Source organism: Collinsella sp. AM15-2 (assembly GCF_003471985.1).
Taxonomy (GTDB): Bacteria; Actinomycetota; Coriobacteriia; order Coriobacteriales; family Coriobacteriaceae; genus Collinsella.
Map to the genome: position 1 here is coordinate 69,992 of NZ_QRKO01000003.1, position 26,435 is coordinate 96,426.

Sequence of the window (26,435 nt, forward strand, 5' to 3'; positions counted from 1 at the left end):
ATCGAAATACAAACGCTTTCCATGGTACCCCAAAGGGGACCGAACATGCCAAGAGCAGCAACGTGGGACAAAATTATCAGCAGCTACTTCGGTGCATTCCCGCTGCGGTCGCGTTCGCTTTGCTCTACGCGCCATTCTTCCCAACCGCGGCCGGCAGACTGCCAAAATGCACCGCGTTCTAAGCCTTCGGGCAAATAGCGCTGGTCGACCCAGCCTTCGGGATAATCGTGCGGATACTTATACACACCGTATTCATCGCTGCCCGGGCGATGGCGATCGCGTAGATAACTCGGCACCTCGCGAAGCCCACTAGAGTGGATATCGGCCAGCGCCGCATCGATCGAAGCCTCGCACGCGTTGGATTTAGGCGCCAAGCACACATAGAGTGCAGCCTGAGCCAGGTTAATGCGGCACTCGGGATAGCCAATGACCTCGGCAGACTTAAACGCGGCATGTGCCACCAAAAGTGCCTGCGGATCGGCATTGCCAACATCCTCAGAAGCCTGAATCATAATGCGACGGGCGATAAACTTAGGATCCTCCCCCGCGTCAATCATGCGCGCGAGCCAATAGATCGTGGCATCGGGGTCGCTGCCGCGCATGGACTTGATGAACGCACTGATAATGTCATAGTGCATGTCGCCGTTTTTGTCATACGAAAAACCGCGGCGCGGGTTGGCAATCTTCACGTCATCGACGGTGATGGGATAACGCTCCCCCGCCGCCGGCGCTGGCGTTCCCTCCGTATCGGGACGCGTGACGGCAATCTCGCTCGCCAGCTCAAGTGTCGTCAGGGCCGAGCGTGCATCACCCGCAGCCAGCGTACAAATGGTCTTGACCGTATCCTCATCGGCCGAGAACTTACCGTTCAAACCCTGCGGCGCCTCGAGCGCACGTTCGATAAGCGTGGCGATATCCTCATCCTTCAGATGTTCAAGCTCCACCACGCGTCCGCGCGACAACAGTGCCGAATTGACCTCGAAGTACGGGTTCTCCGTCGTAGCGCCAATCATAATGACGGTACGGTTCTCAACTGCATGCAGCAGGGCATCCTGCTGCGACTTAGAGAAGCGGTGAATCTCATCGATGAATAGAATGGTGCGGCGGTCGTACGTATTCAGGCGCGTCTTGGCCTCGTCAATCACGCGGCGCAAGTCCTTTACGGTGCCCGTCACGGCGCTGACCTCGACAAACTCGCTCTTGGTATGGTTGGCGATAATGTGGGCCAGCGTCGTCTTACCCGTACCGGCCGGCCCGTACAGAATCACGCTCGAAAGCACGTCGTGCTCGATCGCGGCACGCAACCATGAGCCCTTACCGACGGCCTTTTGCTGGCCCACATACTCGTCGAGCGAATTGGGGCGCATGCGCACCGCAAGCGGCGCATTCTGAAAGGAACGCTCGCGCGTCGAAGCAGAAAAAAGGTCGTCCATAGCCATCCCGTGCATCAATCAAAAACGTTTTCCACAAACAGTATACCGAATAAATACGAACTACCGTTCGTTAATATAGGTACGATGCGGAAACTTTAGACCCGGGAACAGCTTGCTCGTCAGCTCGCAGAAATAACCGTCCGTCATGCTCGCGATGTAATCCACCACGGCTTGATCCTTGTCGTCCTGCCAGGCATAGGTACGATCGTAGTAGGAAAGCTGCTGCTCAATGCGCGAAATATGGTGCTTAAAGATATAAGAGGACTCGTCGCCACTGTTTAGATCCCGCAGGCAACGGTCGTAGAGCTTTTCGAACGCCTCACGCAGCTCCTCCTCGGAATCGCCTTCGATACCGCCCTTGCTATAGATCTTCTCGTAGTTCTCGCGCTTGGCTCGGCGAATTTCCTCAAACAGGTCCTCGCTCATCTCGATGCGCGGCTTACCATAGCTATGCTCAACGATATCGATGGAAGCGTGCGTGAGGATCCAGCTGTTATAGGCGCCGCCCCGACCATCGTCAAAAGCGTCGGGCGAAAGCAGACCCGCCGCGATCGCATCCTGACGGTCACGACCGACGTAGGCAAGAATATCCGAGATGCGAACGACGCAGCCCTCGAGCGTCATGGGACGCAGGTGCCCAATGGCGCCATAACCCGTGGCGATGCAGTCCTCGACCGCCTGATCGAACTGGTCAAAGGAGCCCATATCCGACAATTCAAACACGCGCTGCTCGTACTCGCCGTTATGGCATAGCACGCCGTCGAGCGTCTGGAGTGACACGTTGCGGCCGTACAGCGCGTCGAGCACGCGGACCGACTGCACGTTATGGAAAAAATAACGCCCCGTACACTCATGATAGATATCGTTGAGGAAGCGCTCGCCGGCATGGCCGAAAGGCGTGTGTCCCAAGTCGTGGCCCAGGCCAATCGCCTCGATCAGATCGCAATTGAGCCCCAGGGCGCGACCAATATCGCGCGCAATGCGGGAGACAAGCTGCACGTGCAAACCGCGGCGTGACAGATCGTCATTGCTACGGAAGCTAAAGACCTGCGTTTTGCCTGCATAACGGGTGTACGCCGGAAGATGAAGTATCTTTTCGGTATCGCGCATAAACGCCGGACGCATAAGCGTGCCTTTGTCGGCGGCGCGATCAATACGACGAATGACCTGATCGTCGTTGCAACGATACGGGTTAACATAGCCCGAAGCACGATCGGTGGCAATGCGCTCGAAAAGTTCGGGCGACAACGCCGAGGGAATACGGTCCATGCGCGCCTTAATGACGGCCGTTTCTTGATTAGTTGCCATGGCATGCTCCTTAAGAAGGATGCGCAATCGGTTACAAAGTGCAGCCCACAACCTCGATTATGGCAAAAATCGGCACCAAAAACGGGAGCAATGGCAGGGAGCGCGATTTCGTGATGAGGCAGGAGAGGGCCAGGGCCAGGAGCGCGCCGGCAAATGCCACGATGCCACCCATAGGGTCGAGCGTGCAAAGCGCGAAAAGTGCCTTAGCATCTCCCATGCCGATGCCCGGGGTTTGGCGAAGACGACGCCAGAGGGACTCAGTCAGCACGAGAGCAAGATACACGATGACAGCAAGACCTGCGTGGTCAAGCGCTGTGTTCAAACCGAGATCGAACCAAACACCCGCTAACGCCGCCACCGCACACGCGCCGGCAAGCGAATTCGGGAACCGCCGATCACGAGCATCGATAACGGCGCCAGCAATAGCAAACAACCAAAACGGGATATAGACCATCGAACGCCTCCTCGAGTTACATCGCATAAACAAAAACCACCACAAAGGTGCCCCCTTTGTGGTGGTTTTGGTGGTGATTATTTGGCGCCTTGCATGACCTCGTCAAGGGTGACGTTGACGGCGTGCTGCGTCGGAACCCAGTCGACCTTCAGGAACAGCGCAGCCACCGTGATGGGGATATAGCTGAACATAAAGATCGGGAAGGTAAACAGGTTAGTCACCAGGCGCCACTTTTGCGCGCAGTGAATATGCTTGTACTCAAAGATAGTCGTGAGCAGCGCCAGGATGAAGAAAGTCTGATACATCATGGCGAAGGTCATAATGAGCGAAGCGGCGCACGCCTGCATCTCGACTTCGGTTGCCAAGAAACCATGCGAAAGGCCACCCACAATCAAGAACGTCGCATTAGCGAGCATCGAGATCAAGGACAGCAGCATACCCGGGGCGATGGTCATAAACATGTCGTAGGCGGCAAAGCGATGATAGCGGAAGGTCGATTTGACCAGGTGCTTACCGTAGGTAAAGAACACCTGGTAGAAGCCCTTGGTCCAGCGCATGCGCTGTTTCCAGGACGCCTTAAACGTCACGGGCTGTTCGTCAAAGAACTCCGCCGGCGCATAACCGATGCGAATGCCGTGAATGGCACAGAACGTAGTGAACTGGATGTCCTCGGTCAGCGTATGGAACTGCCAGCCGTGCATGCCCTCAATTACGCTGGCGGAGATGAGGTAGCCCGAACCAGAGACGGCACAAGACGTCTTGCAGATGTTGCGCGCGTTGTTGAGGAAGCGGGCCTCACGCAGATACCAGGTGGCGTTGGCAGACGAAATCCACGAGCTGCCGAAGTTCTTGGAGTTACGATAGCTCGTAACCACATGGAAGCCCTGGTCAAAGGCATCATTCATCTTGGAGACGTAATCGCGGGAGATAACGTTGTCGGCATCGAAGATAAAGTAGCCCTCAAACGTGTCGGGATACTCGTTGAGAATGCGATCGAAACCAAAGTCCATGACCCAGCTCTTACCCTTGCGGGCCAGGTCGTTGCGCTCATAAACGATGGCGCCCGCCTCGCGCGCGAGCTGCGCCGTATTATCGGTGCAGGCATCGGCGACCACGAAGACCTCGATAAGCTCGGACGGATAATCCTGGTCCTTGATGGAGCGAACGAGGTTGGCGATCACGGCCTCCTCGTTATGCGCCGCGATAAAGAAGGCATAGCGGTGGAGTTTTTTGGCCTTGGGAGGCGCGACCTCGCCACGAAGAGCGCCAATGACAAAGAAGACCACCTGGTACAGAAAGCAGACCGTGAGTAGCGTAACCACAATCTGGTTAAAGATCACGATGGGCGTGTTAGTTTGTAAAAAGGCGAGCATGCAGGCTCCCGAGAACGCGTTACGTAAACAACCGTATATCTTACCGTAGGCTAACCGAGTTCAAGAAACCACCTAATACTGGTTAGGCTTCGAGCAGACCGAGCTGCGGAACGATTTCGTCGCCGGCGGCAGTGCGGCCGAGCGAGCGCGGGGCTAAGTCATCCAGAACGGCGGCGAGATCCCACGGCAGCTCATCGCGGCACTCAATGCGCTCCCCCGTCACGGGATGATCGAACGCCACACGCCAGGAATGGAGGAATTGCCTGGTCAAACCCTGGTCGGCACGCGCATCGCACTTACCGTAGAGCGGATCGCCCACGCAGGCGTGGTTGATATGGCGCATGTGCACGCGAATCTGATGCGTGCGACCCGTAAACAGGTGGCACTCGACGAGCGTATAGCCATCGTCAAAACGCGTGGAATCGAAGCGCTCGAGGACCCTAAAGGTCGTAATGGCCTGGCGCGCGAAAGGATCGTCCGAAACCGCCATCTTGACACGGTCGCGCGTAGAACGGGCAATGCCGGTGTTAATGGTGCCCTCGTCCATGGCAATGTGGCCGTGGACGAGCGTAATGTAGCGGCGGTCGAGCGTGCGCGTGCGGATGAGATTCTGGAGCGCGCGCTGGGTGTCGTCGTCTTTTGCCGCGAGCATAAGGCCCGAGGTGTCACGATCCAGGCGATGCACGATGCCGGGGCGGTCCTCGCCCTGCACGGTGCCCAGATGGTCAATGCCACAGTGATAGACCAAGGCGTTCGCAAGGGTGCCGCTCTCGTGGCCATGGGCGGGATGGCACACCAGACCGCGCTGCTTGGAGAGCACGATGAGGTAGTCGTCCTCGTAGCGGATATCGAGGGGAATGGCCTCGGGAATCACATCGGTGGGATCGTGCGGCTCGGGCAAATCGACCGAAATACGGTCGCCGGAGCGCACGGCATACTTTTTTGACAGGCATGTCTCGCCGTTGACGGCAACGGCACCGCCCTCGATCAGATGCGCGCAGGCAGAGCGCGTAGGGCAGCCGTCATTAGCGCCCAGATAGGCGTCAAGACGCTGACCAGCGGCATCGTCGGCAACAAGGATATGGATGTCGGCCATTAGCGCTCGCTCCTTTCGCGAATCTTGCGGGCACGCTCCCCACGCTGCTGGGCCTTGCGCTTAGCGCGGGCCTCGTCACGGGCGTTGAGTTCGGCGGTCGCGTCGACCTCACGGGCCGCAGGACTCAAGAACATGTAGCCGATGAGGGCAAGCACCACACCGACCGTAATGCCGACATCGGCCACATTGAAGACGGGGAAGTCGATGAAGGTGGTGGCAATAAAATCGGTCACAAAGCCAAAAGCCAGACGGTCGATCGCATTGCCAATGGCGCCGCCCACGACCATAGCCATGCCCACAACCTCAAAGCGAGCAAGCTGGGGCGCGCGAAGCAAGTACACCGCGATCGCAACGATAACGACAAACGCCAGCACGGCAAACGCGAGGCCATGTCCCTCGCCCATGCTAAAGGCAGCACCGATGTTACGCACGAAAAGGAAGTCGATCACACCGGGGATAATAGTCACATGCAGAGCATCGCCGACGGCACGAACCGCAAGCTTGGTCAGCTGGTCAACAAGCAGCACGGCCAACGCCACGCTACCAGCAACACCCAACCGCCAACGCAAAGGCGGCGTCATATCCGCAGAACGACCCAAATCAATCCCCTACCCTCAAAAACATCGAATTACGTTTAACGCAATTAACCATCTTATATTGCCACACGCAGAACGCACGACATATCCACCAACGCAAGCGAAATAACCAGCTAAAAACGAAAGCGGCATTCCGAAAAACGGAATGCCGCTTTTATTCAGCGGAGCAAATGGGCCGAAGGCGCCCAAATTCTCCCTATAACTAAAATGCCGAGTTACCGTGCCTTAAAGGGCATTCGCACACCTCTCGCAGATGTGAGCGTGGCCGTTGTACTCGCCGACAGTGGTGCGGTAGTTCCAGCAACGGTCGCAGCACTCGCCCTCGGCAGCCTCAATGGCAACGGAGAGCTCCTCGCCCTGGGTCAGTTCAACAGCGGAGACGATGTAGAACTCGGCCAGGTCGACGGCCTTGTCGCCGGTCAGCAGCGCATACATCTCGGCGGGAACGACCGCCTTGACGCGGACCTGTTGGCTCTTAGTGAAGGTGCCGGCGGAGCGGGCATCCTCAAGGGCCTTGGTCACGGCGCTACGGAGCTCGAGTGAAGCCTCGAGCACGCCCTCAAACTCATTGGCCTCGTCGATCGTGATGGGCGACTTGTACCAATCGAGCAGCGCGGCGTACTTCTGGTGATCGACGCAGCCGGCGGGCGCATAGGCCATGGCCTCGTCGACCGTGTAGGACAGAATCGGCTGCAGGTCGCGCATGAGCATCGAGAAAAGCTCAGCCAGCACGGTCTGGGCGCTGCGGCGCTCGAGCGAGCCGGGCTTTTCGCAGTACAGACGGTCCTTCAGGGCGTCGAGGTACACGTTGGAGAGCTCGGTAACCACGAAGTCGTAGAGTGCACGGTAAGCGCGCGGGAACTCGTAGCTGGCATAAGCATCGTCAACCTCGGCCTGGACCTGAGTCAGGCGGGCAACCATGAGCTTGTCGAGCGGCAGCAGGTCGGCAAAGGCGACGCCGTCGGTCTCGGGCTCAAACTGACCCTCGAGCTCGGAGAGCAGGAAGCGCAGCGTGTTGCGGAAACGACGGTAGGCATCGGACGTACGGGCAAGGATCTCGTGGTCGATGGACACGTCGGAGCTGGTATCGACGGAGGCGACCCACAGGCGGATGATGTCGGCGCCCATCTCGTCGCAGACCTTGTTGGGGTCGATGACGTTACCGAGCGACTTGGACATCTTGCGGCCCTGGCCGTCGAGCGTGAAGCCCTGCGAGACGACCGCCTTGTACGGAGCGTGGCCGTTGGCACCCACCGAGGTAAGCAGTGAGCTCTGGAACCAACCGCGGTGCTGGTCGGAGCCCTCGAGATACACGTCCGCCGGGTACTCAAGCTCGGGGCGATACTCGCAGACAGCCTTCCAGGAGACGCCGGAGTCCCACCACACGTCGAGGATGTCCTTATCGGCCTTGAGGTGATGGCCGCCGCACTTGGGGCAGACGCAGGCCTCGCCTAGGTAGCTCTCGGGAGCGTCGGTGAACCAGGCGTCGGAGCCCTTCTCGTGGAAGAGCTTGATGACGGCGTCGAGCGTGGCGTCGTTCATGACCTTCTCGCCGCAGTCGGCGCAGGTGTAGCTGGGGATAGGCACGCCCCAGTTGCGCTGACGGCTGATGCACCAGTCAGGACGCTGCTCGACCATGGCGCCAATGCGGTTGGCGGCGTGAGCCGGATACCACTTGACGTTCTCACGGACCTCCTTGCCAGCCTGCTCACGCAGACCCGTCTTGTCCATCGAGACAAACCACTGGTCGGTAGCACGGAAGAGCACCGGGTGCTTACAGCGCCAGCAGTGCGGGTAGCTGTGCGTGATTTTCTTCTCGAGGACCAGGGTGCCGCGCTCGCGCAGGAACTCGATGATGTGCGGGTTGGCCTCGTCGGTATCCATGCCGCTGAAGGGGCCACCGGTGCCAAACTCCTCACCGGTGTAGAACTTGCCGTCGTCATCGACTGGCATGCAGATGTCGGTAATGCCCTCCTTGAGGCAGGCAAAGTAGTCGTCGACGCCGTGGCCGGGCGAGTTGTGGACGATACCGGTACCGTCATCGACACCGACGTAATCGGCCAGCAGCGCCACGCCCTCAACACCGTCAAAGATCGGCTGCTTGTAGTGGATGTGGTGGAAGGTCTCGGCGGGAACCACGTAGGGCTTGCCGTCGACCATAACCGGGGTGTACTCCCAGCCAAACTCCTCGCAGCACTTGGGAGCCAGGTCCTCGAGCATGACCTCGGCACGACCATCGTGCTCAACGGCGACATAGGCGGCGCCGGGCTTAAGGGAAACGGCCTGGTCGGAGGGAATGGTCCACGGCGTGGTCGTCCAGATGATAAAGTCGACCGGGCCATCGAAGCCCTCGAGGCCGGCGGGCTTGGAGGTCATCTCAAAGCGGACGAAAATGGAGGGGCTCGTCTCGTCGGAGTACTCGATCTCGGCCTCGGCCAGCGCGGTGTGGCAGTGCTTGCACCAGTGAACCGGCTTGTGGCCACGATAGATCATGCCCTTGTCGAACATGGCCTTAAAGACCTCGATGTCGGCAGCGTCATGCTGGTGATAGAGCGTCAGGTAGGGGTTGTCCCAGTCGCCGAGCACGCCCAGACGACGGAAGCCGGCCTTCTGCAGCTCGATGTTCTCGACAGCGAACTTGTTGCAGAGCTCACGGATCTTGGCCGTGGAAGTCTGGTTGAACTTCTCGGTGCCGAGCTTCTCCTCGACCTTGTGCTCAATCGGCTGACCGTGGCAGTCCCAACCGGGGACATAGGGAACCTCATAGCCCTGCATCATCCAGTAGCGGTTGATCATGTCCTTGGAGATCTTGTTCATGGCGTGGCCGATGTGGATCGGACCGTTGGCATACGGAGGGCCGTCGTGCAGCACGAACTTCTTGTGACCCTCGTTCTTCTTCAGAACCTGCTCGTAGACTTTGTTGTCCTGCCAGTCCTTGAGTCGCTTGGGCTCGGACTTGGAAAGACCGGCACGCATGGGAAATCCGGTTTTGGGCAGATTCATCGTCTGCTTGTACTCGTTTGCCACGGTACCCCTTTCATGTCATGGGCGCGCACGCCCTCTGGGCACCAAAAAAGCGCCCGTCCCTACAAGCTGGGACGAAGCGCCGCAAAACGGACTGTACGCCCGCAAAAGCTCTTCGCTTAACCACCCAGCTTAGATGCCCTCGCCCGCGTATTCGCGCGCTCGCATCCGTTACTCGGCTGGCCTGTATCGACGACCATCTCGGCGATATCTACTAAGACGAACCTGCGCGGCACGTCCGTTGGGACCGCAGCTCCGGGGTGATTTTCATCGGTCGCATGCACGGGTTCTCAGCGCTCCCCGCTCTCTGTAGCATGCGGACGGCCGACTACTCGTCCCCATCAACGCTTATGCGGAGTATGCTAGCACGTTCCGCGCCAGCGAAAAACCCTCAACACTGGTTTTATACGTTCGAAATTTCTTGCGGCCGTGGACTTTCTCCTGGAGCAAAATACCTGTAAGCACTTTATCGAACGAAAGAAGGTTGCTATGCGCACGATCGGAATGAGCGACTACACCGTTGGCGAGGATTGCTTTATCGAGCTGCCCGCCGCACTGGCAGAGTACGGAGCGACCAAGGTCGCCATCATTGGCGGCAAGCGAGCCCTGGCTGCGGCGCTGCCGGGTATCGCGGCGGCGCTTGAAGGTACCGATGTCGAGGTTCTGGAGACGCGCGTCTATGGCACCAACAGTACGCGTGCCAATATCGCCAAGGTCGTGAACTCCCCTGCCTGCCAGGAAGCCGACGTGCTCATCGCATGCGGCGGCGGCAAGGCGCTCGACACCGTGAAGACCGCTGCCATTGAGCTCAAGAAGATCGTCTTCACCGTCCCGACGATCTGCTCCAACTGCTCGGCCGCGACCGCCATTGCCGTTGTCTACAACGACGACGGCTCGCTCGAGGGCTATTCGTACCCCAACCGCCCCGCGCACATCTTCATCAACCCCAAGATCATCGCCGAGGCTCCGGCGGAGTACTTCTGGGCCGGCGTGGGTGATGCCCTGTCCAAGCAGCCCGAGGTCGAGTACGCCACGAGCGCCGGCAACCTGGAGCACACGGCAGGGCTTGGCCTGGCGCTCGCACACACCTGCTCCGAGCCGCTGTTTACCTATGGCGTGCAGGGTCTTGAGGACGTCCGCCAGGACCTATCCTCCGAGGCCGTCAAGCAAATCGCGCTCGATATCGTGGTCAACACAGGCTATGTCTCCAACCTGACCAACCAAAACGATTACTACTACAACTCGAGCGTGGCGCATGCGTTCTACAACGCCACGTGCAGCATTCCGCGCGAGGGCACCTACCTGCACGGCGAGGTCGTGAGCCTGGGCGTGCTCGTGCTTTTTGCCTACACGGGCGACACCGAGAACCTTGAGCGCTACGCCGCCTTTAACAAGCAGATGGGGCTGCCCGTAACGCTTGAGCAGGTCGGGCTTTCCGAGGCCGCTATCCCCGCCCTGTGTGAATACGCGCACGCCACCAACGAGTGGAAGCAGGGAAACCCCGAGCCCTTCACCGACGAAAAATTCGCCGCCGCCATCAAGGCTGCCAACGCTTACGGCCACACAATCTAGGACTGGCCCAAAACCACCACAAAGGGGGCGGGCACCTTTGTGGTGGTTTTTTTATTGCTCTAGCATTCAGTTCGTACTCGAACCCGATTCTTTACGAGAAAGGGCTCGGGTATGTTTTTTGTTTATCGGTAATCCTGCGGAAGGACTACTCGGAACGGTAAACAGGAACGAACAGAGGCAGGGTATCATCGTGGTGATGGTATCCTGCCTTTTGTTTTTCGGGATCAAGGTCGCTTTATGCGAACTTAATCGCCACTTATATGGCGCATTGATGGCAATTGCATCGTACGTGCATACCGGGAGCCTGTACACCTCTGGCAAGGCGTAACACACTAGACTTTGTTCCAAAGTCCGTGTGCTAAGGGGGCAGGCCCCTTAGAATTCCTGTGGAGTGTGTACGCACGTACGCAGGAAAACGGCAAAATTTCGCTATATCAGGGCGTTCTTTCATTGGAGAGTATGGTATACACGGCTTAGTTCAACAAATAAGAATTTATATATAAAGGAGAATATTGATGAAACTGTTTTTATGTTCTCACTTTTCAAGTGTAGGGAGTCTGATAAAGGAAGAAATTGAAAATAAAAAAGTCGCATTTATTCCAACAGCTTCGCTGCGTGAAGGCTACACCGGTTATGTCGGCTCGGCTCGAAAATTATTCAAAAAGTTGGGAGCAATCGTAACTGAGATTGACATTTCAACGGAGGCTTATTCAACGATACAGTCTCTTTTTGAAGATGCGGATGTGATCTATTTTACCGGCGGAAATTCTTTTTTCCTTATAGACCAGCTCCGTAAAACGGGAACGGATGAGCTGTTGAAGAAAGAATTGGCAAAGGGAAAACTGATGATTGGTGAATCGGCAGGTGCGATTGTATGCGCTCCAAGCATCCAATATATCGAGCAAATGGATGAAAAGCCGGAGGACTACTCACAAGAAGATGATGCAGGGCTTAATTTGATTGATTTCTATGTTCTTCCGCATTATTTTACAGCACCATTTAAGAAAGTCACCGAGAAAATAATGACTGAGTTTTCGGATTTGAATCTATGCCCAATTAACAACCGTCAGGGAATTGTAATTGATGGTGAATGTTCAAAGGTAATTTGCAAAGACTAATTTGAAAATACCAGTTTGCTGTACTCGTTCCTAGCAGGGTTTGGGGCGGGCACGCCCCAACAAGAAGCTCTCCCAAAGGGGCAAGAATGGGGACTGCGGACGATTTCTTGGACCGTTACGCGGCCCTTCCCAGCGCGGAGCGGAACTCGGCCGGCGTGCGGCCACCGAGCGCATCGCTGCGCCTCTCCGTATTGTATCGACCGATCCAGCCCCCGAGCTCCTCGATGAAGCTGGCGGGGGTCCAGTCCGACCAGTCCCTGCCGTGCCAGAACTCCTTCTTGAGCAGGCCGAAGAAGCCCTCCATCGCGGCGTTGTCCGGGCTGCAGCCCTTGGCGGACTGGATTGGCTACACTGATGTGGACAGTTCCGGGAGGGGCGCAAGAGACGGGAAGGCCGTGTGCGCGTTCCTGCGCGAGGGCCGCGGGGAGGGGCTGCCTGGGTACGGCGCCTGTCAACTCGGTCTACGTCTTTGATGACCGGGTCGTACTCAATATCAACTTCACGGATGATGCCAAAACGGTCACCCGTGAGGAAGTGTTGGGTTCGAGTGCTATGGACAATGTTCCAGCATGCTGGGGTCGAACTCACTTGCGGGAATCACACGATACCCGTGGTGCAGCAGTAGGTCGACAAAAACACCGTTGCCCGCAGTGAGCGTACCGCTGAACGTTCCGTCGTAGATGCGACCCGCGCCGCACGAGGGACTACGATCTTGAAGGATGCACGCAGCGATTTCGGACGGGCCGCCCGCCTGCTCGCACATATCGAGTGCGCGCTCTGCGCCCAGGCGAAACTCGCGATCGATCGAGACGCCCTCGCAGGTACGGACCTCGCCGTTCACAATCTCGGATGGCTTGCGCGGCGTGGGAAGGCCGCCAAAGACCTCGGGGCACACCAGCAGGACCTCGGCCCCCGTGCGCTTGCAAGCCTCGATCAGCTCGCGATGGTAGTTGTCGAGCCCGTTATACTTACAGTTCTCGCCCATCAAGCAGGCACTTACCACGATCTTCATATAACAACTCTCCTCACGCAAAATCGCCCCATTTGAGATGAACACTCAAATGGGGCGATCGACACTGCGCAACTAGTATTACTGCTGCTTTGGCATCAGCGGATTCTCACGCGTGAGGAGATTCATAAACTCCTCGCCCGTGATCGTCTCCTTCTTGTACAGATAACGAGCCAGCTCATGGAGCTTAAACTTGTTCTCCTTGAGGATCTGCAGGGCGCGGTCATGTGCGTCCTCGATCAGCTTGGCGACGATCGCGTCGACGCGCTCGGCCGTACCGGGGGCACAGGTGAGCGACGTGTCCTGGTTGAGGTAGGCATTCTGAACGGTACCGAGCGCCATCATACCAAACTCTTCCGACATACCAAAGCGCGTCACCATGTTGCGGGCGAGCTTGGTGGCCTGCTCGATATCATTGGCCGCGCCAGTCGTCATCTCACCAAAGATGAGCTCCTCGGCAGCACGTCCGCCGCAGTAGACGGCGAGCTTGTCGAGCACCTCCTGGCGCGTGGTCAAGAAGCGCTCGTCCTCCTCGACCTGCATGGTGTAGCCCAGAGCACCGCTCGTACGCGGCACGATGGTGATCTTCGTAACCGGCGCAGAACCCTTCTGGCGGGCGGCAACGATGGCATGGCCGATCTCGTGATAGGACACGACCTGTTTCTCGTGGTCGGACAGAACCGTGGACTTACGCTGCTGGCCGGCGATGACGACCTCCACCGACTCCTCAAAGTCATCCTGAGTCGCGCGCTTGCGACCCTCGCGGACGGCGCGCAGGGCGCCCTCGTTGATGATATTGGCCAGGTCGGCGCCCGAGGCACCGGGCGTGGCGCGGGCAATCGCGGTCAGGTCGATCGGCGGCTGCGTCTTCACGCTCTTGGCATGGAGCTCAAGAATGTTCTTACGTCCGGTCAGGTCGGGCAGCTCAACGGGAATACGGCGGTCAAAGCGGCCGGGGCGCAGCAGGGCCGGGTCAAGGCTATCGGGACGGTTGGTAGCAGCGAGAACGACAATACCCTTGTGGTTATCGAAGCCGTCCATCTCGGTCAGCAGCTGGTTGAGCGTCTGCTCGCGCTCGTCGTTGCCGCTAAAGCCACCGCCATCGCGCTTCTTGCCGATGGTATCAATCTCATCGATAAAGACGATGCACGGGGCCTTTTCCTTGGCCTGCTTAAACAGATCGCGAACCTTAGCGGCGCCGCGGCCAACGAACATCTCAACAAACTCAGAACCAGAAATACTAAAGAACGGCACGCCCGCCTCGCCGGCCACAGCCTTGGCAAGCAGGGTTTTACCGGTACCCGGAGGGCCAACAAGGAGAGCGCCGCGCGGCAGCTTGGCGCCGATTTCCTCGTAGCGCTGCGGCTTTTCCAGAAAGTCAACGACCTCCTTGAGAGACTCCTTGGCCTCTTCCTGGCCGGCGACGTCCTTAAAGGTCACGCCCACGTCCTTGGAGGCGATCACGCGCGCGCCGGACTTACCCAGTCCGCCGCCGCCAAAACCGCCGCCGCCAAAGTTCATCGACGGGCCGTCATCACCCATGGCCTTCTTCATGCGGCGGTTGAGCCACCAGCCAATCAGGAAGAAAATCGCCATGGGAAGAATGAGGGTGAGCAGGTAGTAGGTCATCAGGCCCGAGTTCTTATCGGGAACGACCGACTCAAGCGAAGCACCGGACTCAAGCACGCGATCGGTAAAGCCAGCGTCATTCGGCACACCGGTCGTCTTGTAGGCGATATTCTCGTCCTCGCCCTTCTTGGTGTAATAAATCGTGTAATCGTCCGTGTTGTACTCGACCTTGTCGACACTCTTCTTATCGAGCGCTTTGACAAACGTCGAGTAATCGGTCTTCGTAATCTGCTGCGTGTGACCGATGTTGGGGAACAGAACGGTCGAGAGCACGAGGTAGACGACGAAGGCGATGAGCACGTAGAGGATCATATTCCGTCTACGTTTATTGTCATCCATCTCCATCTGCTTGAACTCCATCTACTGGGGTTGATAATGTTTTCTAGAATACCCAACCCGGACGGCGATAAACCGACGCCGGGCACGAAAGGACAGAGAAGGCATCACTGGGAGTCGGCAAGGTTCAAATCTATACGGGCGACGGCAAGGGCAAGACGACGGCTGCGCTGGGGCTCGCGCTGCACGCCACGGGCTATGGACTTAACGTACTCATGCTTCAGTTTGCCAAGAAGCTGCACTGCGCCGAACATGACGCAGCTCCTCGATTGGGGCTACGCATCGTACAAGCCGACCGCGACACACCCGAAGCCTGCGCTGCACAGATCATGGAGCTGGCGCGCGAGCAGATATCACAGGTCGACGTTCTGATTTTGGATGAACTTGGCGAGGCCATGCGACGGGGCTTTGTGACGCGCGAAGATGTCGAAGCGTTGATCGCGATGAAACCAACCACCATGGAGCTCGTGCTGACCGGCCGCGGCCTGCTGCCCCTCGCCGACCTTGCCGACCTAGTTACCGAAATGCGCCCCGTCAAACACTACTTCGACGAAGGCCTCCTAGCCCGCCAAGGCATCGAATACTAAATGATCCGAAGGGGACGGAGGAAAACGGATCATTTGGCGGTGGCGCGGCCGAGCCAGTTGCCGCTGTGGTGGTAGATGGTAAACATCGTGGCCGTGATGAGCCAGGTTACGGGGTAAACCAGCAGCAGGTGCTCAAGCGACGGATCGAACGGCATAATCGCAAACACCCAGATCACCCTGAGCACGACGGTGCCAAAAATCGTGAGCAGCATGGGCTGCAAGCTCACGCCGGCGCCGCGAATGGAGCCCGACGCATTTTCGATAATCGAGAAGATCGCGTAGAACGGCGCGATGAAATGAAGAATCGTCGTGGTGTACGCCGAAATCGAAGCATCGTCGACAAACAGACGCGACAACGGGCCCGAGAACACCATCAGCACGGCAGAGAGGCCACCGATCAGCGCAAACGAAAGCACGAGCGACGTGTGGTAGCCCTTGCGCATGCGCTCGTAATTACGCGCGCCAAAGTTCTGCGCCGAGAACGTAGTGATCGATACGCCGAGCGCCTCGGTCACCATCCAGATAATGCCATCCAGGCGCCCAGATAGACCCCATGCCGTGGTGACATCGGCACCAAACGAGTTGACCGACATCTGGATCAGCACGTTCGAGATCGAATAGGCAGCCGATTGAAAACCGAGTGGCAGACCGCACGAGATCATACTCTTACAAATACCGCGATCGATGCCGAGCTTAGACAGCGAAAGACGCCATGCACCCGGAGCGCGCATCATGCGCAACACGATCATCGTTGCATTGGAGCAAATGGTCAGCGCTACCGCGATGCCGCAGCCCAGCGCCTCCATATGCAACACAGCAACAAAGATGATATCCAGCACCACGTTAACAAGGCAGCCAGAGGCAATGATCACAGCGGGACCGCGCGTATCCCCCACGGCACGCAGCAGTGCGGTTCCCATATTAAGCAGCAGTGCCGCAACCATCGCGGCAAAATAACAGCGAGCATAGGCAACGCCCTCGGCAAGTAGCTCGTGCGGCGTATTCATCAACACCAGCATGGGCTCGACAAAAACCATGCCAAGAATGGAAACGACGATGCCGCCCACCAAAGCAAGCGTCATGGCTGTATGGACCGAACGGCTCAGACGCTCGCTATCGTGCTGGCCAAAAAACTGACCCGTGATAACGGCACAACCGGCGCCAACGCCAACGCAAAAACCAATGCAGAGCTCGGTGAGCACCATCGTGGCTTGAATGCCGCCAAGCGCAAGCTTGCCGCCAAACTGACCGACGATATAGGTGCCGATAAGCGTGTAAGCCTGCTGAAAAAACGAGCTAAAGAAGATAGGGACGCACAGCGAAAGCAGCTGCTGCCAAATGACACCCTGCGTCACATCGATAGCCGTAGATTTCTTAGCCACACGCCCTCCCCACCAGCGTACGTCAAACAATAAAACGGCAATTTAAGACCAAAGCCAATACCAGCTTAGCACCGACCGGGATCGGCCGATACACCCCGAATCAGAGCCCGGTGCGAAATATCTGCCTAGTGATACAGCCCCGGCTGGTAGTGGTACTCGTTGCTCACATGCGGACACAGCTGCCAAAAGGCAACAGCACTTGCCGCGGCCACGTTGAGCGAATCGACCCCATGCGCCATCGGAATACGCACGGCGCGGTCGCAGCCGGCAATGGTCTTGGCGCCCAAGCCGGCACCCTCGGTACCCATAAAAATCGCCAAGCGATCAATCTTCTGCAGCACAGGATCGTCCAGCGAAACGGAATCATCCGTCAACGCCATAGCGGCACACGAAAAACCGGCATCATGAAGCGCGGCCAGGCCATCATGTGGCCACACGCGAGCCTCACTGCCAATACGCGTCCACGGCACTTGAAACACGGTGCCCATGCTCACGCGGGCCGAGCGACGATACAGCGGGTCGCAGCACGTAGGGCTCACCAGAATGCCGTCGACATTGAGCGCGGCAGCCGAGCGGAAAATCGCGCCCACGTTCGTGTGGTCGACAATGCCCTCGAGCACGCACACGCGCACAGGGCGCTCCCCCGCCGCCTCGACAACGCCACCCAAGAACTCATCGACCGGAATCTGACGCGGGCGACGAAACGCCGCGAGCGCACCGCGCGTCACGTTAAAGCCCGTCAACTGCTCCATGAGCTCCATCGAGGCCACGAACACCGGGACCGGACCCGCTCCCTCGCGCACAACCAAGCGCTCAAACAGCGGCATCATCTGGTCGAGCCAGCGTTCACCCAAAAGAAAGCTCACCGGCTCGTATCCGGCACGCACCGCACGCTCGATGACCTTGGCACTCTCGGCGATAAAAATGCCCTTCTGCGGCTCCAGCACGCAGCGCAGCTCACGCTCGGTCAGTCGCACGTAGGCATCAAGCCGCTCGTCCTCGAGCGAATCGATTCGCAGCACCTCAACGGCATCAGTCATAGCAGCCAGCCCGCACCCTTCTTACAGCAGCATCTATATCAAACGAGGCGACGCCAAGCGCCGCCCCTCAATCATTCCAACCCGATAATACCGTGGGCAAATAGGAGATTTACGCCTCAACGCGACGATACGTCACGAACTCATAATCGAGGCCTTCGTCACCCTCGCCCGCGGCAATCGTGGCAACCCCTTCGCGCCGCGCAACTTCCCACGCGGGATCGGCGTCCAAGTCGGGAAAGTACGTGTCCACGGGATGGACGCAGTGGTTATGCGTGACCTCGGCCTCGGCGCAATGCGGCAAAAACTGCCGATACACCTCACCGCCACCGATCACCCACGCAACGGGCTCATCGGCTACCGCGGTGAGCGCTTCGTCGACGCTATGCACCACGTCGACGCCCTCGGCAGCATAGTCCTCATCGCGCGTGAGCACGATATTACGACGGTTCTTGAGCGGACGCCCGCCGGGAAAACTCAGCAGCGTCTTGCGTCCCATAATGACCGGGCAGCCTTTGGTGCGCGCCACAAAATGACGCATGTCGGCGCGATTAGACACGACCATGTCACCCTCGCACCCAATGCCCCAATCGTCACACACGGCGACAATGGCGGAAAGCTTACACGTCATGCGCGTCACCTACACCGCAATGGGGATGTTCTTGACCTGCGGGCCGTGCTCATAGCCCTCGACGATCAGATCCTCGGTCGTAAACGCATAGAAGTCATGTACATCGGGGTTAAGCGTTACCTTAGGCGCGGCAAACTGCGGACGCTCGATAAGCTCGCGGACGATATCGACATGACGGTCGTAAATGTGGGCATCGGCGATCACATGCAGCAGCTCGCCGGGAATCATATCGACCGATTGCGCGACCATCATCAGCAAGATGGCGTACTGGCACACATTCCAGTTGTTCGCGGCCAAAATGTCCTGGCTGCGCTGGTTGAGAATCATGTTGAGCGTCGGTTTGTCATCCTGCGGGCGCTGCGTCACGTTATACGTCACGCTGTAGGCGCACGGATACAGGTGCATCTCGGACAGGTCGCTAAACACATAGGTATTCGTCATAATGCGGCGGCTGTACGGCGTGTTCTTAAGGTCGTACAGAACGCGGTCCATCTGGTCGAAATCGCCCTCGGCATAATGGCTCTTCTGCCCAATCTGATACCCGTAGGCCTTGCCGATGGAACCGGTCTCGTCGGCCCACTCATCCCAAATATGGCTGTTGAGGTCATGCACGTTATTGGACTTCTTTTGATAGATCCATAGGATCTCATCCATGGCAGATTTGAGGGCCGTACGACGCAGGGTAAGCGCCGGAAACTCCTCGCGCAGGTCGTAGCGTGCCGTGACACCAAAGTTTTTAATGGTATAGGCAGGGGTGCCGTCCTCCCACACCGGACGGACCTTTTGGCCCTCGGTGGTGGTGCCATGGTCCAGAATATCGCGGCACATGGTTACAAACTGTTGATCAGCCTTGCTCATTGACCCTCCTGTCAGTCGCCTATAAGCGAGATTCATTGTAGCCCAGGCGCACGCGGCCCCACAGCCCAAACATAAGCCCTCGTTTTCTGACATATGCCAGAAATCCCTTGCGTAAATCTGCACGTTCGTTATTCTATTGTTGACATATGTCAGATAAGGAGTGCGTATGGCCGGAAGACGCGAGAAACTGCGTCGCGTTGGGATCATCCCCGAATATCGCGGTTTTACCCCCGATGGCCTGGCGAGCGGAGACGCCATCGACATGACGATTGACGAACTCGAGGTACTGCGCCTGTGCGACCTGGAAGGCCTTAACCAAGAGGCAGTCGCACAGCAGATGGGCATTGCCCGCGCCACGGTGGCGGCAATCTGCAGCCGCGCGCATCGCAAGGTGGCAAACGCGCTGGTCAACGGACGGGCGATCGTCATCGAAGGCGGTAACATCGCATACTCCCCCATCACCACGACAACGGCCGCATGGCCAGCAAAGGAGGTCGGCACCATGAGGGTGGCAACCACGTACGACAACGGCAACATCTTTATGCACTTTGGCCGCAGCGAGCAGTTCAAGATCTACGACATTCAGGACGGCAAAGTACTCAACGAGCAGGTCGTGGGCACCGGCGGCACCGGCCACGGCGCACTTGCGGGCCTGCTCGCCAACGGCGGCGTGGACACGCTCATCTGCGGCGGCATCGGCGGAGGCGCTATCAACGCGCTTGCTCAAGCCGGCATCACGGTATACGCAGGTGCCCAGGGCAGCTGCGACGCTTGCGTCGAGGCCCTTATCGCCGGCACGCTCGCACAGAACGGCGAGGCCACGTGCAGCTGCCACAGCCACGACCACGAGCACACCCATGAGCATGGCGGGTTCTGCGGCTGCCACGGCCACCACGACCACGAAGGCCACGAGGGCTGCGGCTGCCACTAACGGCACGGCACCGCGAGCTCGGGGCGCGAAGCCGAACGCAACCCAACAATCAAAGCCAACAACAAAGGCCACCCGGTAGCATCCGAGTGGCCTTTGCCATATCAAGCTGGAATTACAGCTCTATTTCTTATTACGCATCTGCGCTTCCATCTGGCGCAGCAGCTCCATATCGGACTTGGGACCGCCCGTACCCAGGCCGCCCATGCCGCCCAGACCCATAGCGTCCAGCCCAGGGATATTGGGCATGCGCATCTTTTTGCCCTTCTTGCCCTTTTTGCCCTTCTTGCCGCCGGCCTGTGCCTGATTGGCCATCGTGCGCATGCGGCCCATCATCTTATTCATCTCGCCCCACTGCTTCATAAGGCTGTTGACCTCGGTGGGGGTTACGCCGGCGCCCTTGGCAATACGCGCGCGACGCTGACCGTTGATGATGGAGGGACGCAGGCGCTCCTCCTTGGTCATCGACATGATGATGGCCTCGTTCTTATCGAAGATGCCCTCGTCCAGGTTGCCGCCCATCTGGTTGAGTGCACGCTGACCACCGGGGAGCATGCCCAGGATACCCTTCATGCCGCCCATCTTCTTGACGGCTTTCATCTGGTCGAGCATGTCGTTCATGGTGAAGCCCTCGCGCAGCATACGCTCGGCAGCCTCGAGCTGCTCTGCATCGGCTGCCTCCTGGGCCTTCTCGATGATGCCGACGACGTCGCCCATGCCCAAGATTCGCTTGGCCATGCGATCGGGATAGAACGGCTCAAGAGAATCGGGTTTCTCGCCCATGCTCACGAACTTGATGGGCTTGCCGGTCACCTGACGCACCGAAAGTGCGCCACCGCCACGGGCGTCACCGTCGAGCTTGGAGATGATCACGCCGTCAAAGTCGGTGCGATCGGCGAAGGTCGAGACGACGTTAACGATATCCTGGCCGGTCATGGCATCGACGACCATCAGCACCTGGTCGGGCTTGACGGCCTTCTTGATGTCGACGGCCTCCTGCATCATCTGCTCGTCGATCTGAAGACGACCGGCGGTATCGACAATGACCACGTCACGCAGGTGGTCGACGGCCTCCTGAATGGCACCCTTGGCGATGTCGACCGGGTGCGCGCCGTCGCCGCGGAAGACCGGAACGCCGATCTCTCCACCGAGCGTGGCCAGCTGGTCGGCAGCGGCGGGACGGTAGACGTCGCACGCGGCGAGCAACGGCGAGCGGCCCTGCTTCTTGAGCAGGTAGGCAAGCTTTACGGCAGCCGTGGTCTTACCGGAGCCCTGCAGGCCCACGAGCATGATGACATTGGGAATGCGGTTGCTAAAGACGAGCTTGCTCTCGGTTGAGCCGAGCATCTCGGTGAGCTCGTCGAGCACGATCTTGACGACGTTTTGCGCCGGCGACAACGACTCCATGACCTCGGCGGTCATGCAGCGCTCCTTGGTCTTGGCAACGAACTCCTTGACAACCTTAAAGTTAACGTCGGCCTCGAGCAGCGCCATGCGAATATCGCGCATGGCCGAAGTGATATCGGCCTCGGTCAGTTTACCCTTGCCGCGCAAGCGGTCAAATGTGTCGTTGAGGCGATCGCTCAGAGAATCAAACACTAGTCACTCCTTAATTGGACTCGCCCACCAGGGCGCGGCAGAAATCTTTGGCGTTAAACTCCTGCAGGTCATCGACCTGCTCGCCCACGCCGATGCGCAGGATCGGGAGCTTGAGCTTCTCGGCCACGGCCATGGCAATACCGCCCTTAGCCGTGCCGTCGAGCTTAGTCATGATAATACCGTCCAGGCCCAGCGCCTCGTTAAACTCAAGCGCCTGGTTCAGACCGTTCTGGCCAGTGGCGGCATCGATCACAAGCACGACCGAGACCGGCATGGGACCGGCGGCCATATTTGCGGCGCGCTTACGCGTCACGTTGGCCACCTTGGCGAGCTCGCGCATGAGTTCGGGGCTTGTGTGCAGACGACCGGCGGTGTCGATCAGCACCAGGTCGCTGCCGCGCTTATCGGCCTCATCGAGCACGTCGTAGCACACGCTCGCCGGGTCGGAACCGCGATCGCGCTTGATGACGGGGACGCCGGCGCGCTGACCCCACACATCGAGCTGCTCGATGGCGGCGGCGCGGAAGGTATCGGCAGAACCGATCACCACGTTCTTGCCGCGGGCAGCCATGGCGCTCGCAATCTTGCCGACCGTTGTGGTCTTGCCGGCGCCGTTGATGCCCACAAACAGCACGCAGCTCGGCGTATCGGAAAACGGATCACGCTCAACAGGCACAAAATGGCCCTCGAGCTGCTCGGCCAGAGCGCGGCGAAGCTGCGGGGCGGTCTTGAGGTTCTTCTTGGCAGCAGCATCGCGCAGGTCATCGGAGACCTGAATAGCGACCTCGGCACCCATGTCACCCATGACGAGGGTGTCCTCAAGGTCCTCCCAAAAGTCCTCGTCGACCTCGCCGCCAAAGTAGAAGACCTCGTTGAGGGCCTCGCGGCTGCGCTCAAGTCCGCGCGAGAGAGCGTCAAAGAATCCCATTATGCATTCACGACCTTTCCGGTTTCGCGATCGAGTTTTTGCGAGACGACGCGGCTGACGCCGTCGGCTTGCATCGAGACGCCATAGAGAACGTCAGCGTCCTCCATAGTACGGCGCTGATGCGAAATGACCAAGAGCTGTGTATCGGAACGCAGCACATCGAGGGCTCCGATGAGCTTGGACAGGTTGGCGTCATCAAGCGCCGCCTCGACCTCGTCCAGCACATAGAACGGCACCGTGCGCGTGCGGTACACGGCAAAGAGCAGGGCGAGCGCCGTCAGACTCTTCTCGCCACCCGACATGAGCATCATCTTAGTAATGCGCTTGCCGCGCGGCTGCGCCACAACCTCAATGCCCGTCTCGGCAGGATGCTCGGGATCGGTCATCTCAAGATGAGCCTGGCCACCCGGGAACAGCATGGCGAAGATCTCACGGAAGTTCGCATCGACCTTCTCGAAGGTCACCAAGAAGGCTTTACGCATCTTACGGTCGATGGCCACGGTAATCTTGGTGAGCGCCTTGCGCGCGCTCTCCAGATCGGCCAGCTGCTCCTCGATGTAATCGGCGCGGCGCTTGAGCTGCTCGTACTCCTCCATGGCAACCTGGTTCACAGGGCCCAGGTTGTTAATCTGGCGCACGAGCTGGTTGAGCTCGCGCTCGGCGGCGTCGCGGTCGGTGGGAGCAGGAAGCATGAGCGCTTCCTCGAGCACCGTAGTGCCATCGGCGGTAATGGCCTTGATGGCCGCCTCCACCTGCACCTCGAGCTTGCCGCGGGAAACCTTGAACTCGTTTTGCGTCGCCGTGGCGGCATCGACCCGCTCCTTGGCGCGGGAGACCTCGGCCTTGGCGTCTTCGATGGTCTTCTTGAGCGAGGCCGAGTCCGCCTCCTCGAGCGAAGCCTGATCACGCAGACGCGCGGCCCAATCCGATGCGCGATCCAGCAGGGCCGAATAGCGCTCGTGCATGGGGTCGACACGCAGGCGCAGCAGCTCGAGTGAGCGCGAGGCCTGGCGTGTTCCGCGGATACGGCGGTCGATGCCCTCGAGTCGATGCTCCAAGTCGGGCACACGGCCCTTCAGCGAACGCAGACGCTCGCTCGTCTGAGCCAGGCGGACCTTGGCATCGGCGAGCTTGCCGGCTGCCTCGGAATCGTCACGACGCACGCGATCGAGCTCGTCGTTGGCTTCGGCAATCTGGAGACCCAGGTCGCCTGCCTGCGCGCGGGCCTCGTCGCGCGAACGGGTGAGTTCGTCAACGCGCGGGCTCGCAGCGCGAACGGCCTCGGCGGCCTGCTCGCGGCGCTTGGAGATGCGCACGCGCTCGACCTCGGCGTTGTAGGCGCTTTGCTCCAGGCGGCCAATCTCGGAGAGCAGCGAGCGGCGCTCGCCCTCAAGACGGGCGATCTCGCCGGCGGCATCGCCCTCGGCGGCACGCGCCTCCTCAACGGCCGCATTGGCCTCGACGACCTGATCCGACACATGCTCAAACACAGCAGCTAGATCGGGCTCCAGGCCCTCCAGCTCGCGAATGCGACGCTTGCGCTCCAAGGCACCCGACGCCTCGCCAGCATCGAGGCCCACACGCACCAGGCCGCCGCAGGCGACGCGGGCGCCATCGGGGGTCACGTAAGTCACACCGTCAACGACAGGGGCAGCCAACGCGGCAGCCAAGTCATCGACCACGTAATAGCCGCCAAGAAGGGCCTCGACAACCGGGCCATAACCGGAGCGCACGGACAGACGATCGACCAGACGCGTACCGGCAGCGCCCTCGGCGGCAGCAGAGCCACTCACGCCGCGCGCCATCAGCAGTGCCTCGCCCGAGGCCTTCTTTTGGTCCAGAGCAGCACGACCGGCACGCTCAAGCGTAGCGGCGTCATCAAACAGTAGGGCATCGATATCGCCGGCAAGCAGCTGCTCGACCAGGCCCTCAAGCTCACGAGGAGCCTCGAGCACGTCGCCCAGACGGCCTGAGACATCATCGCCCAGTGCGCCCATCAGACGGCTCACCAGCGGCGAGCTGTCTGCCATGCGGGCATCAAGCTTCTTTTGGCTGGCAAGCTCCGAGCGCACCTCGGACAGCTTGTTGCGCGCCTCGCTCTCACGATTGCGCAAGTCCTTCAGGGCTGCACGGGCGACCTCGGTGGCCTCGCGCGCATCGTTCTGGGCCTGACGAGCCGCCTCAAGGGCACTCTCAAGCTCCTCAGCACGGTCGCGACGGCTATCAAGCGATGCTGTAACCTCCTCGAGCTGTTCATCAATCTGCTCCAGGCGCGAGGCGTACATGTTGTCCTCGACCTCGGCGTTGCTCAGCGAGTCCTTCACCTTGGCGAGTTCGAGCGCCGCGTTATCGGCCACACGCTGCACATCGCGTTGCTCACGCGTAAGCTGCGAAATCTGATTGTCGAGCGCCACGCGCCGCTCGTGGAGCTCAGCGGCGGCAGGACCAGCGGCGTCAACGTCCTCCTGGGCCTGCATGTGCGCGCCGGTCACTTCCTCAAGCTGTGCACGCGCGTCCTCGAGCTCCTCGACCACGCGACGACGCTGATGCTCGGAGCTCGAGATCTGGCCACGCATGTCGGACAGGCGCGACACCATGTTGTGGCCCTTTTCCTCGAGCAGGCGCATATCGGAGTTAATGCGGCCGACCACGTCTTGCATATGGCGGCGCTGCTCGCCCAGATCGCCCACAAACAGGCCCTTTTCCTCGAGCATGACCTGGAGCTTCTCGAGCTCGCGTTCCTTTTCGCCCAAGCGGTACTGCGCAAGCTCCAGCTCGGCGGCACCTTCCTTGGAGCGGCTCTCCAAGTCGTTCCACTGCGACTGCAGCGAACGCAGCTCGTCGACGGCTAGCATCTGCGTAAGCTCGTTCGCGCGCGAGGACAGCTCTTTGTACTTGCGCGCACGATCGACCTGACGCTCCAGAGGTCGCAGCTGACGGGCGATTTCCTTATTGATGTCGCGGGCACGCGTCAGGTGCTCGTCCATCGACTTAATCTTTTTGAGCGCACGCTCCTTGCGGCGTTTGTGCTTGGAAATGCCGGCGGCCTCCTCGATGAGGGCGCGGCGCTCCTCGGGGCGGCTCTGCAAAATGGCGTCGAGCTTGCCCTGGCTGATGATGGAATGCGTATCCTTGCCCAAACCCGAATCGTGCAGGATGTCCTGAATGTCCATCAGGCGGCACGGACTCGAGTTGATGAGGTACTCGCTTTCGCCCGAGCGATACATACGACGGGTGATGGCGACCTCGTCAAAGTCGACGGGCAGCATATGGTCCGAGTTATCGAGCACCAGCGTGACCTCGGCGACACCCACCGGCTTGCGCGCTGACGAGCCCGAGAAGATGACATCCTCCATGGCCTGGCCGCGCAGCTGCTTGGCGCTCTGCTCGCCCAGGACCCACAGAATCGAGTCAGAGATGTTCGATTTTCCCGAGCCGTTGGGACCGACGATGACGGTCAGGCCCGGCTCAAACGTCATATGGGCGCGGTCGGCAAACGACTTGAACCCTTTGAGCGTGAGGGACTTGAGATACACG

21 protein-coding genes are annotated in these 26,435 nt (G+C 59.4%); 4 read left to right on the forward strand and 17 right to left on the reverse strand.

The window, feature by feature from the left end:
* Window positions 1–83 precede the first annotated feature (83 nt).
* The 7 genes from DW171_RS02545 to ileS form a co-directional block, all read right to left on the reverse strand.
* Window positions 84–1,433: a replication-associated recombination protein A gene (locus DW171_RS02545; protein ID WP_199586805.1), complete on the reverse strand. Its 1,350-nt coding sequence runs from the start codon at window positions 1,431–1,433 to the stop codon at window positions 84–86.
* A 60-nt stretch (window positions 1,434–1,493) separates the two neighbouring features.
* A complete protein-coding gene (locus tag DW171_RS02550; RefSeq protein WP_118270322.1) occupies window positions 1,494–2,741 on the reverse strand; it encodes a deoxyguanosinetriphosphate triphosphohydrolase family protein in 1,248 nt (415 codons plus the stop codon).
* 31 nt (window positions 2,742–2,772) lie between these two features.
* Entirely contained in the window at window positions 2,773–3,195 is a 423-nt protein-coding gene (locus DW171_RS02555; protein ID WP_158563991.1) for a prepilin peptidase, read from the reverse strand.
* Window positions 3,196–3,272: 77 nt separating this feature from the next.
* On the reverse strand, window positions 3,273–4,568 hold the full coding sequence (locus tag DW171_RS02560; RefSeq protein WP_118270324.1) for a glycosyltransferase family 2 protein: 1,296 nt from the start codon (window positions 4,566–4,568) through the stop codon (window positions 3,273–3,275).
* An 82-nt stretch (window positions 4,569–4,650) separates the two neighbouring features.
* Window positions 4,651–5,664, reverse strand: a complete 1,014-nt coding sequence (locus DW171_RS02565; protein ID WP_089571720.1) for an RluA family pseudouridine synthase — start codon at window positions 5,662–5,664, stop codon at window positions 4,651–4,653.
* Complete coding sequence (gene lspA / locus DW171_RS02570; RefSeq protein ID WP_233539076.1) at window positions 5,664–6,263, reverse strand: signal peptidase II; 600 nt, start codon at window positions 6,261–6,263, stop codon at window positions 5,664–5,666. The genes DW171_RS02565 and lspA overlap by 1 nt, the downstream gene beginning before the upstream one ends.
* Window positions 6,264–6,485: 222 nt before the next feature.
* Window positions 6,486–9,263: an isoleucine--tRNA ligase gene (gene ileS / locus DW171_RS02575; RefSeq protein WP_369832457.1), complete on the reverse strand. Its 2,778-nt coding sequence runs from the start codon at window positions 9,261–9,263 to the stop codon at window positions 6,486–6,488.
* 510 nt (window positions 9,264–9,773) lie between these two features.
* On the opposite strand from ileS, the gene DW171_RS02580 reads away from it, so the two are divergent.
* Both DW171_RS02580 and DW171_RS02590 read left to right on the forward strand, forming a co-directional pair.
* A complete protein-coding gene (locus tag DW171_RS02580) occupies window positions 9,774–10,856 on the forward strand; it encodes an iron-containing alcohol dehydrogenase family protein (protein ID WP_118270326.1) in 1,083 nt (360 codons plus the stop codon).
* A 515-nt stretch (window positions 10,857–11,371) separates the two neighbouring features.
* Window positions 11,372–11,974, forward strand: a complete 603-nt coding sequence (locus DW171_RS02590) for a Type 1 glutamine amidotransferase-like domain-containing protein (RefSeq protein WP_118270328.1) — start codon at window positions 11,372–11,374, stop codon at window positions 11,972–11,974.
* Between the two features lie 115 nt (window positions 11,975–12,089).
* Here the strand turns inward: DW171_RS02590 and DW171_RS02595 are convergent, their stop codons facing one another.
* From DW171_RS02595 to ftsH, 3 genes are all read right to left on the reverse strand, one after another.
* Entirely contained in the window at window positions 12,090–12,317 is a 228-nt protein-coding gene (locus DW171_RS02595) for an IS3 family transposase (protein WP_369832458.1), read from the reverse strand.
* Window positions 12,318–12,524: 207 nt separating this feature from the next.
* On the reverse strand, window positions 12,525–12,986 hold the full coding sequence (locus tag DW171_RS02605; RefSeq protein ID WP_118270330.1) for a DUF523 domain-containing protein: 462 nt from the start codon (window positions 12,984–12,986) through the stop codon (window positions 12,525–12,527).
* Between the two features lie 78 nt (window positions 12,987–13,064).
* Entirely contained in the window at window positions 13,065–14,957 is a 1,893-nt protein-coding gene (gene ftsH / locus DW171_RS02610) for an ATP-dependent zinc metalloprotease FtsH (RefSeq protein ID WP_195363938.1), read from the reverse strand.
* Between the two features lie 122 nt (window positions 14,958–15,079).
* Here ftsH and DW171_RS02615 point away from each other — a divergent pair, with 122 nt between their 5' ends.
* Complete coding sequence (locus DW171_RS02615; protein ID WP_255413383.1) at window positions 15,080–15,535, forward strand: cob(I)yrinic acid a,c-diamide adenosyltransferase; 456 nt, start codon at window positions 15,080–15,082, stop codon at window positions 15,533–15,535.
* A gap of 29 nt (window positions 15,536–15,564) precedes the next feature.
* On the opposite strand, the gene DW171_RS02620 is transcribed toward DW171_RS02615, so the two are convergent.
* The 4 genes from DW171_RS02620 to thyA form a co-directional block, all read right to left on the reverse strand.
* Window positions 15,565–16,917: an MATE family efflux transporter gene (locus DW171_RS02620; protein ID WP_118270332.1), complete on the reverse strand. Its 1,353-nt coding sequence runs from the start codon at window positions 16,915–16,917 to the stop codon at window positions 15,565–15,567.
* Window positions 16,918–17,042: 125 nt separating this feature from the next.
* Window positions 17,043–17,957 carry an RNA methyltransferase gene (locus DW171_RS02625; RefSeq protein ID WP_117629296.1) on the reverse strand — a complete coding sequence of 305 codons (915 nt, stop codon included), beginning with the start codon at window positions 17,955–17,957 and terminating at the stop codon, window positions 17,043–17,045.
* Window positions 17,958–18,066: 109 nt separating this feature from the next.
* The gene (locus DW171_RS02630) at window positions 18,067–18,585 is read right to left on the reverse strand and encodes a dihydrofolate reductase (RefSeq protein ID WP_118270333.1); all 519 of its coding nucleotides are present in this window, start codon (window positions 18,583–18,585) and stop codon (window positions 18,067–18,069) included.
* A 9-nt stretch (window positions 18,586–18,594) separates the two neighbouring features.
* Entirely contained in the window at window positions 18,595–19,443 is an 849-nt protein-coding gene (thyA, locus tag DW171_RS02635; protein WP_118270334.1) for a thymidylate synthase, read from the reverse strand.
* Between the two features lie 166 nt (window positions 19,444–19,609).
* Between thyA and DW171_RS02640 the strand changes: the two genes are divergently transcribed.
* Entirely contained in the window at window positions 19,610–20,374 is a 765-nt protein-coding gene (locus DW171_RS02640; protein ID WP_118270335.1) for a NifB/NifX family molybdenum-iron cluster-binding protein, read from the forward strand.
* A gap of 120 nt (window positions 20,375–20,494) precedes the next feature.
* Here the strand turns inward: DW171_RS02640 and ffh are convergent, their stop codons facing one another.
* The 3 genes from ffh to smc are packed head-to-tail and all read right to left on the reverse strand — an operon-like array spanning window position 20,495 to window position 26,434.
* On the reverse strand, window positions 20,495–21,970 hold the full coding sequence (gene ffh, locus DW171_RS02645) for a signal recognition particle protein (RefSeq protein ID WP_117816780.1): 1,476 nt from the start codon (window positions 21,968–21,970) through the stop codon (window positions 20,495–20,497).
* Window positions 21,971–21,980: 10 nt separating this feature from the next.
* On the reverse strand, window positions 21,981–22,898 hold the full coding sequence (ftsY, locus tag DW171_RS02650; protein WP_118270336.1) for a signal recognition particle-docking protein FtsY: 918 nt from the start codon (window positions 22,896–22,898) through the stop codon (window positions 21,981–21,983).
* Window positions 22,898–26,434: a chromosome segregation protein SMC gene (smc, locus tag DW171_RS02655; RefSeq protein WP_118270337.1), complete on the reverse strand. Its 3,537-nt coding sequence runs from the start codon at window positions 26,432–26,434 to the stop codon at window positions 22,898–22,900. Before smc ends, ftsY begins: the two co-directional genes overlap by 1 nt.
* Window position 26,435: the final 1 nt, after the last annotated feature.

Coding starts and splice junctions, on each gene's coding strand:
- DW171_RS02605 (WP_118270330.1), bottom strand. CDS start 12,986: ATGAAGATCGTGGTAAGTGCCTGCTTGATGGGCGAGAACTGTAAGTAT.
- DW171_RS02625 (WP_117629296.1), bottom strand. CDS start 17,957: ATGACTGATGCCGTTGAGGTGCTGCGAATCGATTCGCTCGAGGACGAG.
- DW171_RS02640 (WP_118270335.1), top strand. CDS start 19,610: ATGGCCGGAAGACGCGAGAAACTGCGTCGCGTTGGGATCATCCCCGAA.
- DW171_RS02630 (WP_118270333.1), bottom strand. CDS start 18,585: ATGACGTGTAAGCTTTCCGCCATTGTCGCCGTGTGTGACGATTGGGGC.
- thyA (WP_118270334.1), bottom strand. CDS start 19,443: ATGAGCAAGGCTGATCAACAGTTTGTAACCATGTGCCGCGATATTCTG.
- DW171_RS02590 (WP_118270328.1), top strand. CDS start 11,372: ATGAAACTGTTTTTATGTTCTCACTTTTCAAGTGTAGGGAGTCTGATA.
- ftsH (WP_195363938.1), bottom strand. CDS start 14,957: ATGGAGATGGATGACAATAAACGTAGACGGAATATGATCCTCTACGTG.
- DW171_RS02580 (WP_118270326.1), top strand. CDS start 9,774: ATGCGCACGATCGGAATGAGCGACTACACCGTTGGCGAGGATTGCTTT.
- DW171_RS02550 (WP_118270322.1), bottom strand. CDS start 2,741: ATGGCAACTAATCAAGAAACGGCCGTCATTAAGGCGCGCATGGACCGT.
- DW171_RS02555 (WP_158563991.1), bottom strand. CDS start 3,195: ATGGTCTATATCCCGTTTTGGTTGTTTGCTATTGCTGGCGCCGTTATC.
- ileS (WP_369832457.1), bottom strand. CDS start 9,263: ATGAATCTGCCCAAAACCGGATTTCCCATGCGTGCCGGTCTTTCCAAG.
- ftsY (WP_118270336.1), bottom strand. CDS start 22,898: ATGGGATTCTTTGACGCTCTCTCGCGCGGACTTGAGCGCAGCCGCGAG.
- DW171_RS02565 (WP_089571720.1), bottom strand. CDS start 5,664: ATGGCCGACATCCATATCCTTGTTGCCGACGATGCCGCTGGTCAGCGT.
- DW171_RS02560 (WP_118270324.1), bottom strand. CDS start 4,568: ATGCTCGCCTTTTTACAAACTAACACGCCCATCGTGATCTTTAACCAG.
- DW171_RS02545 (WP_199586805.1), bottom strand. CDS start 1,433: ATGGACGACCTTTTTTCTGCTTCGACGCGCGAGCGTTCCTTTCAGAAT.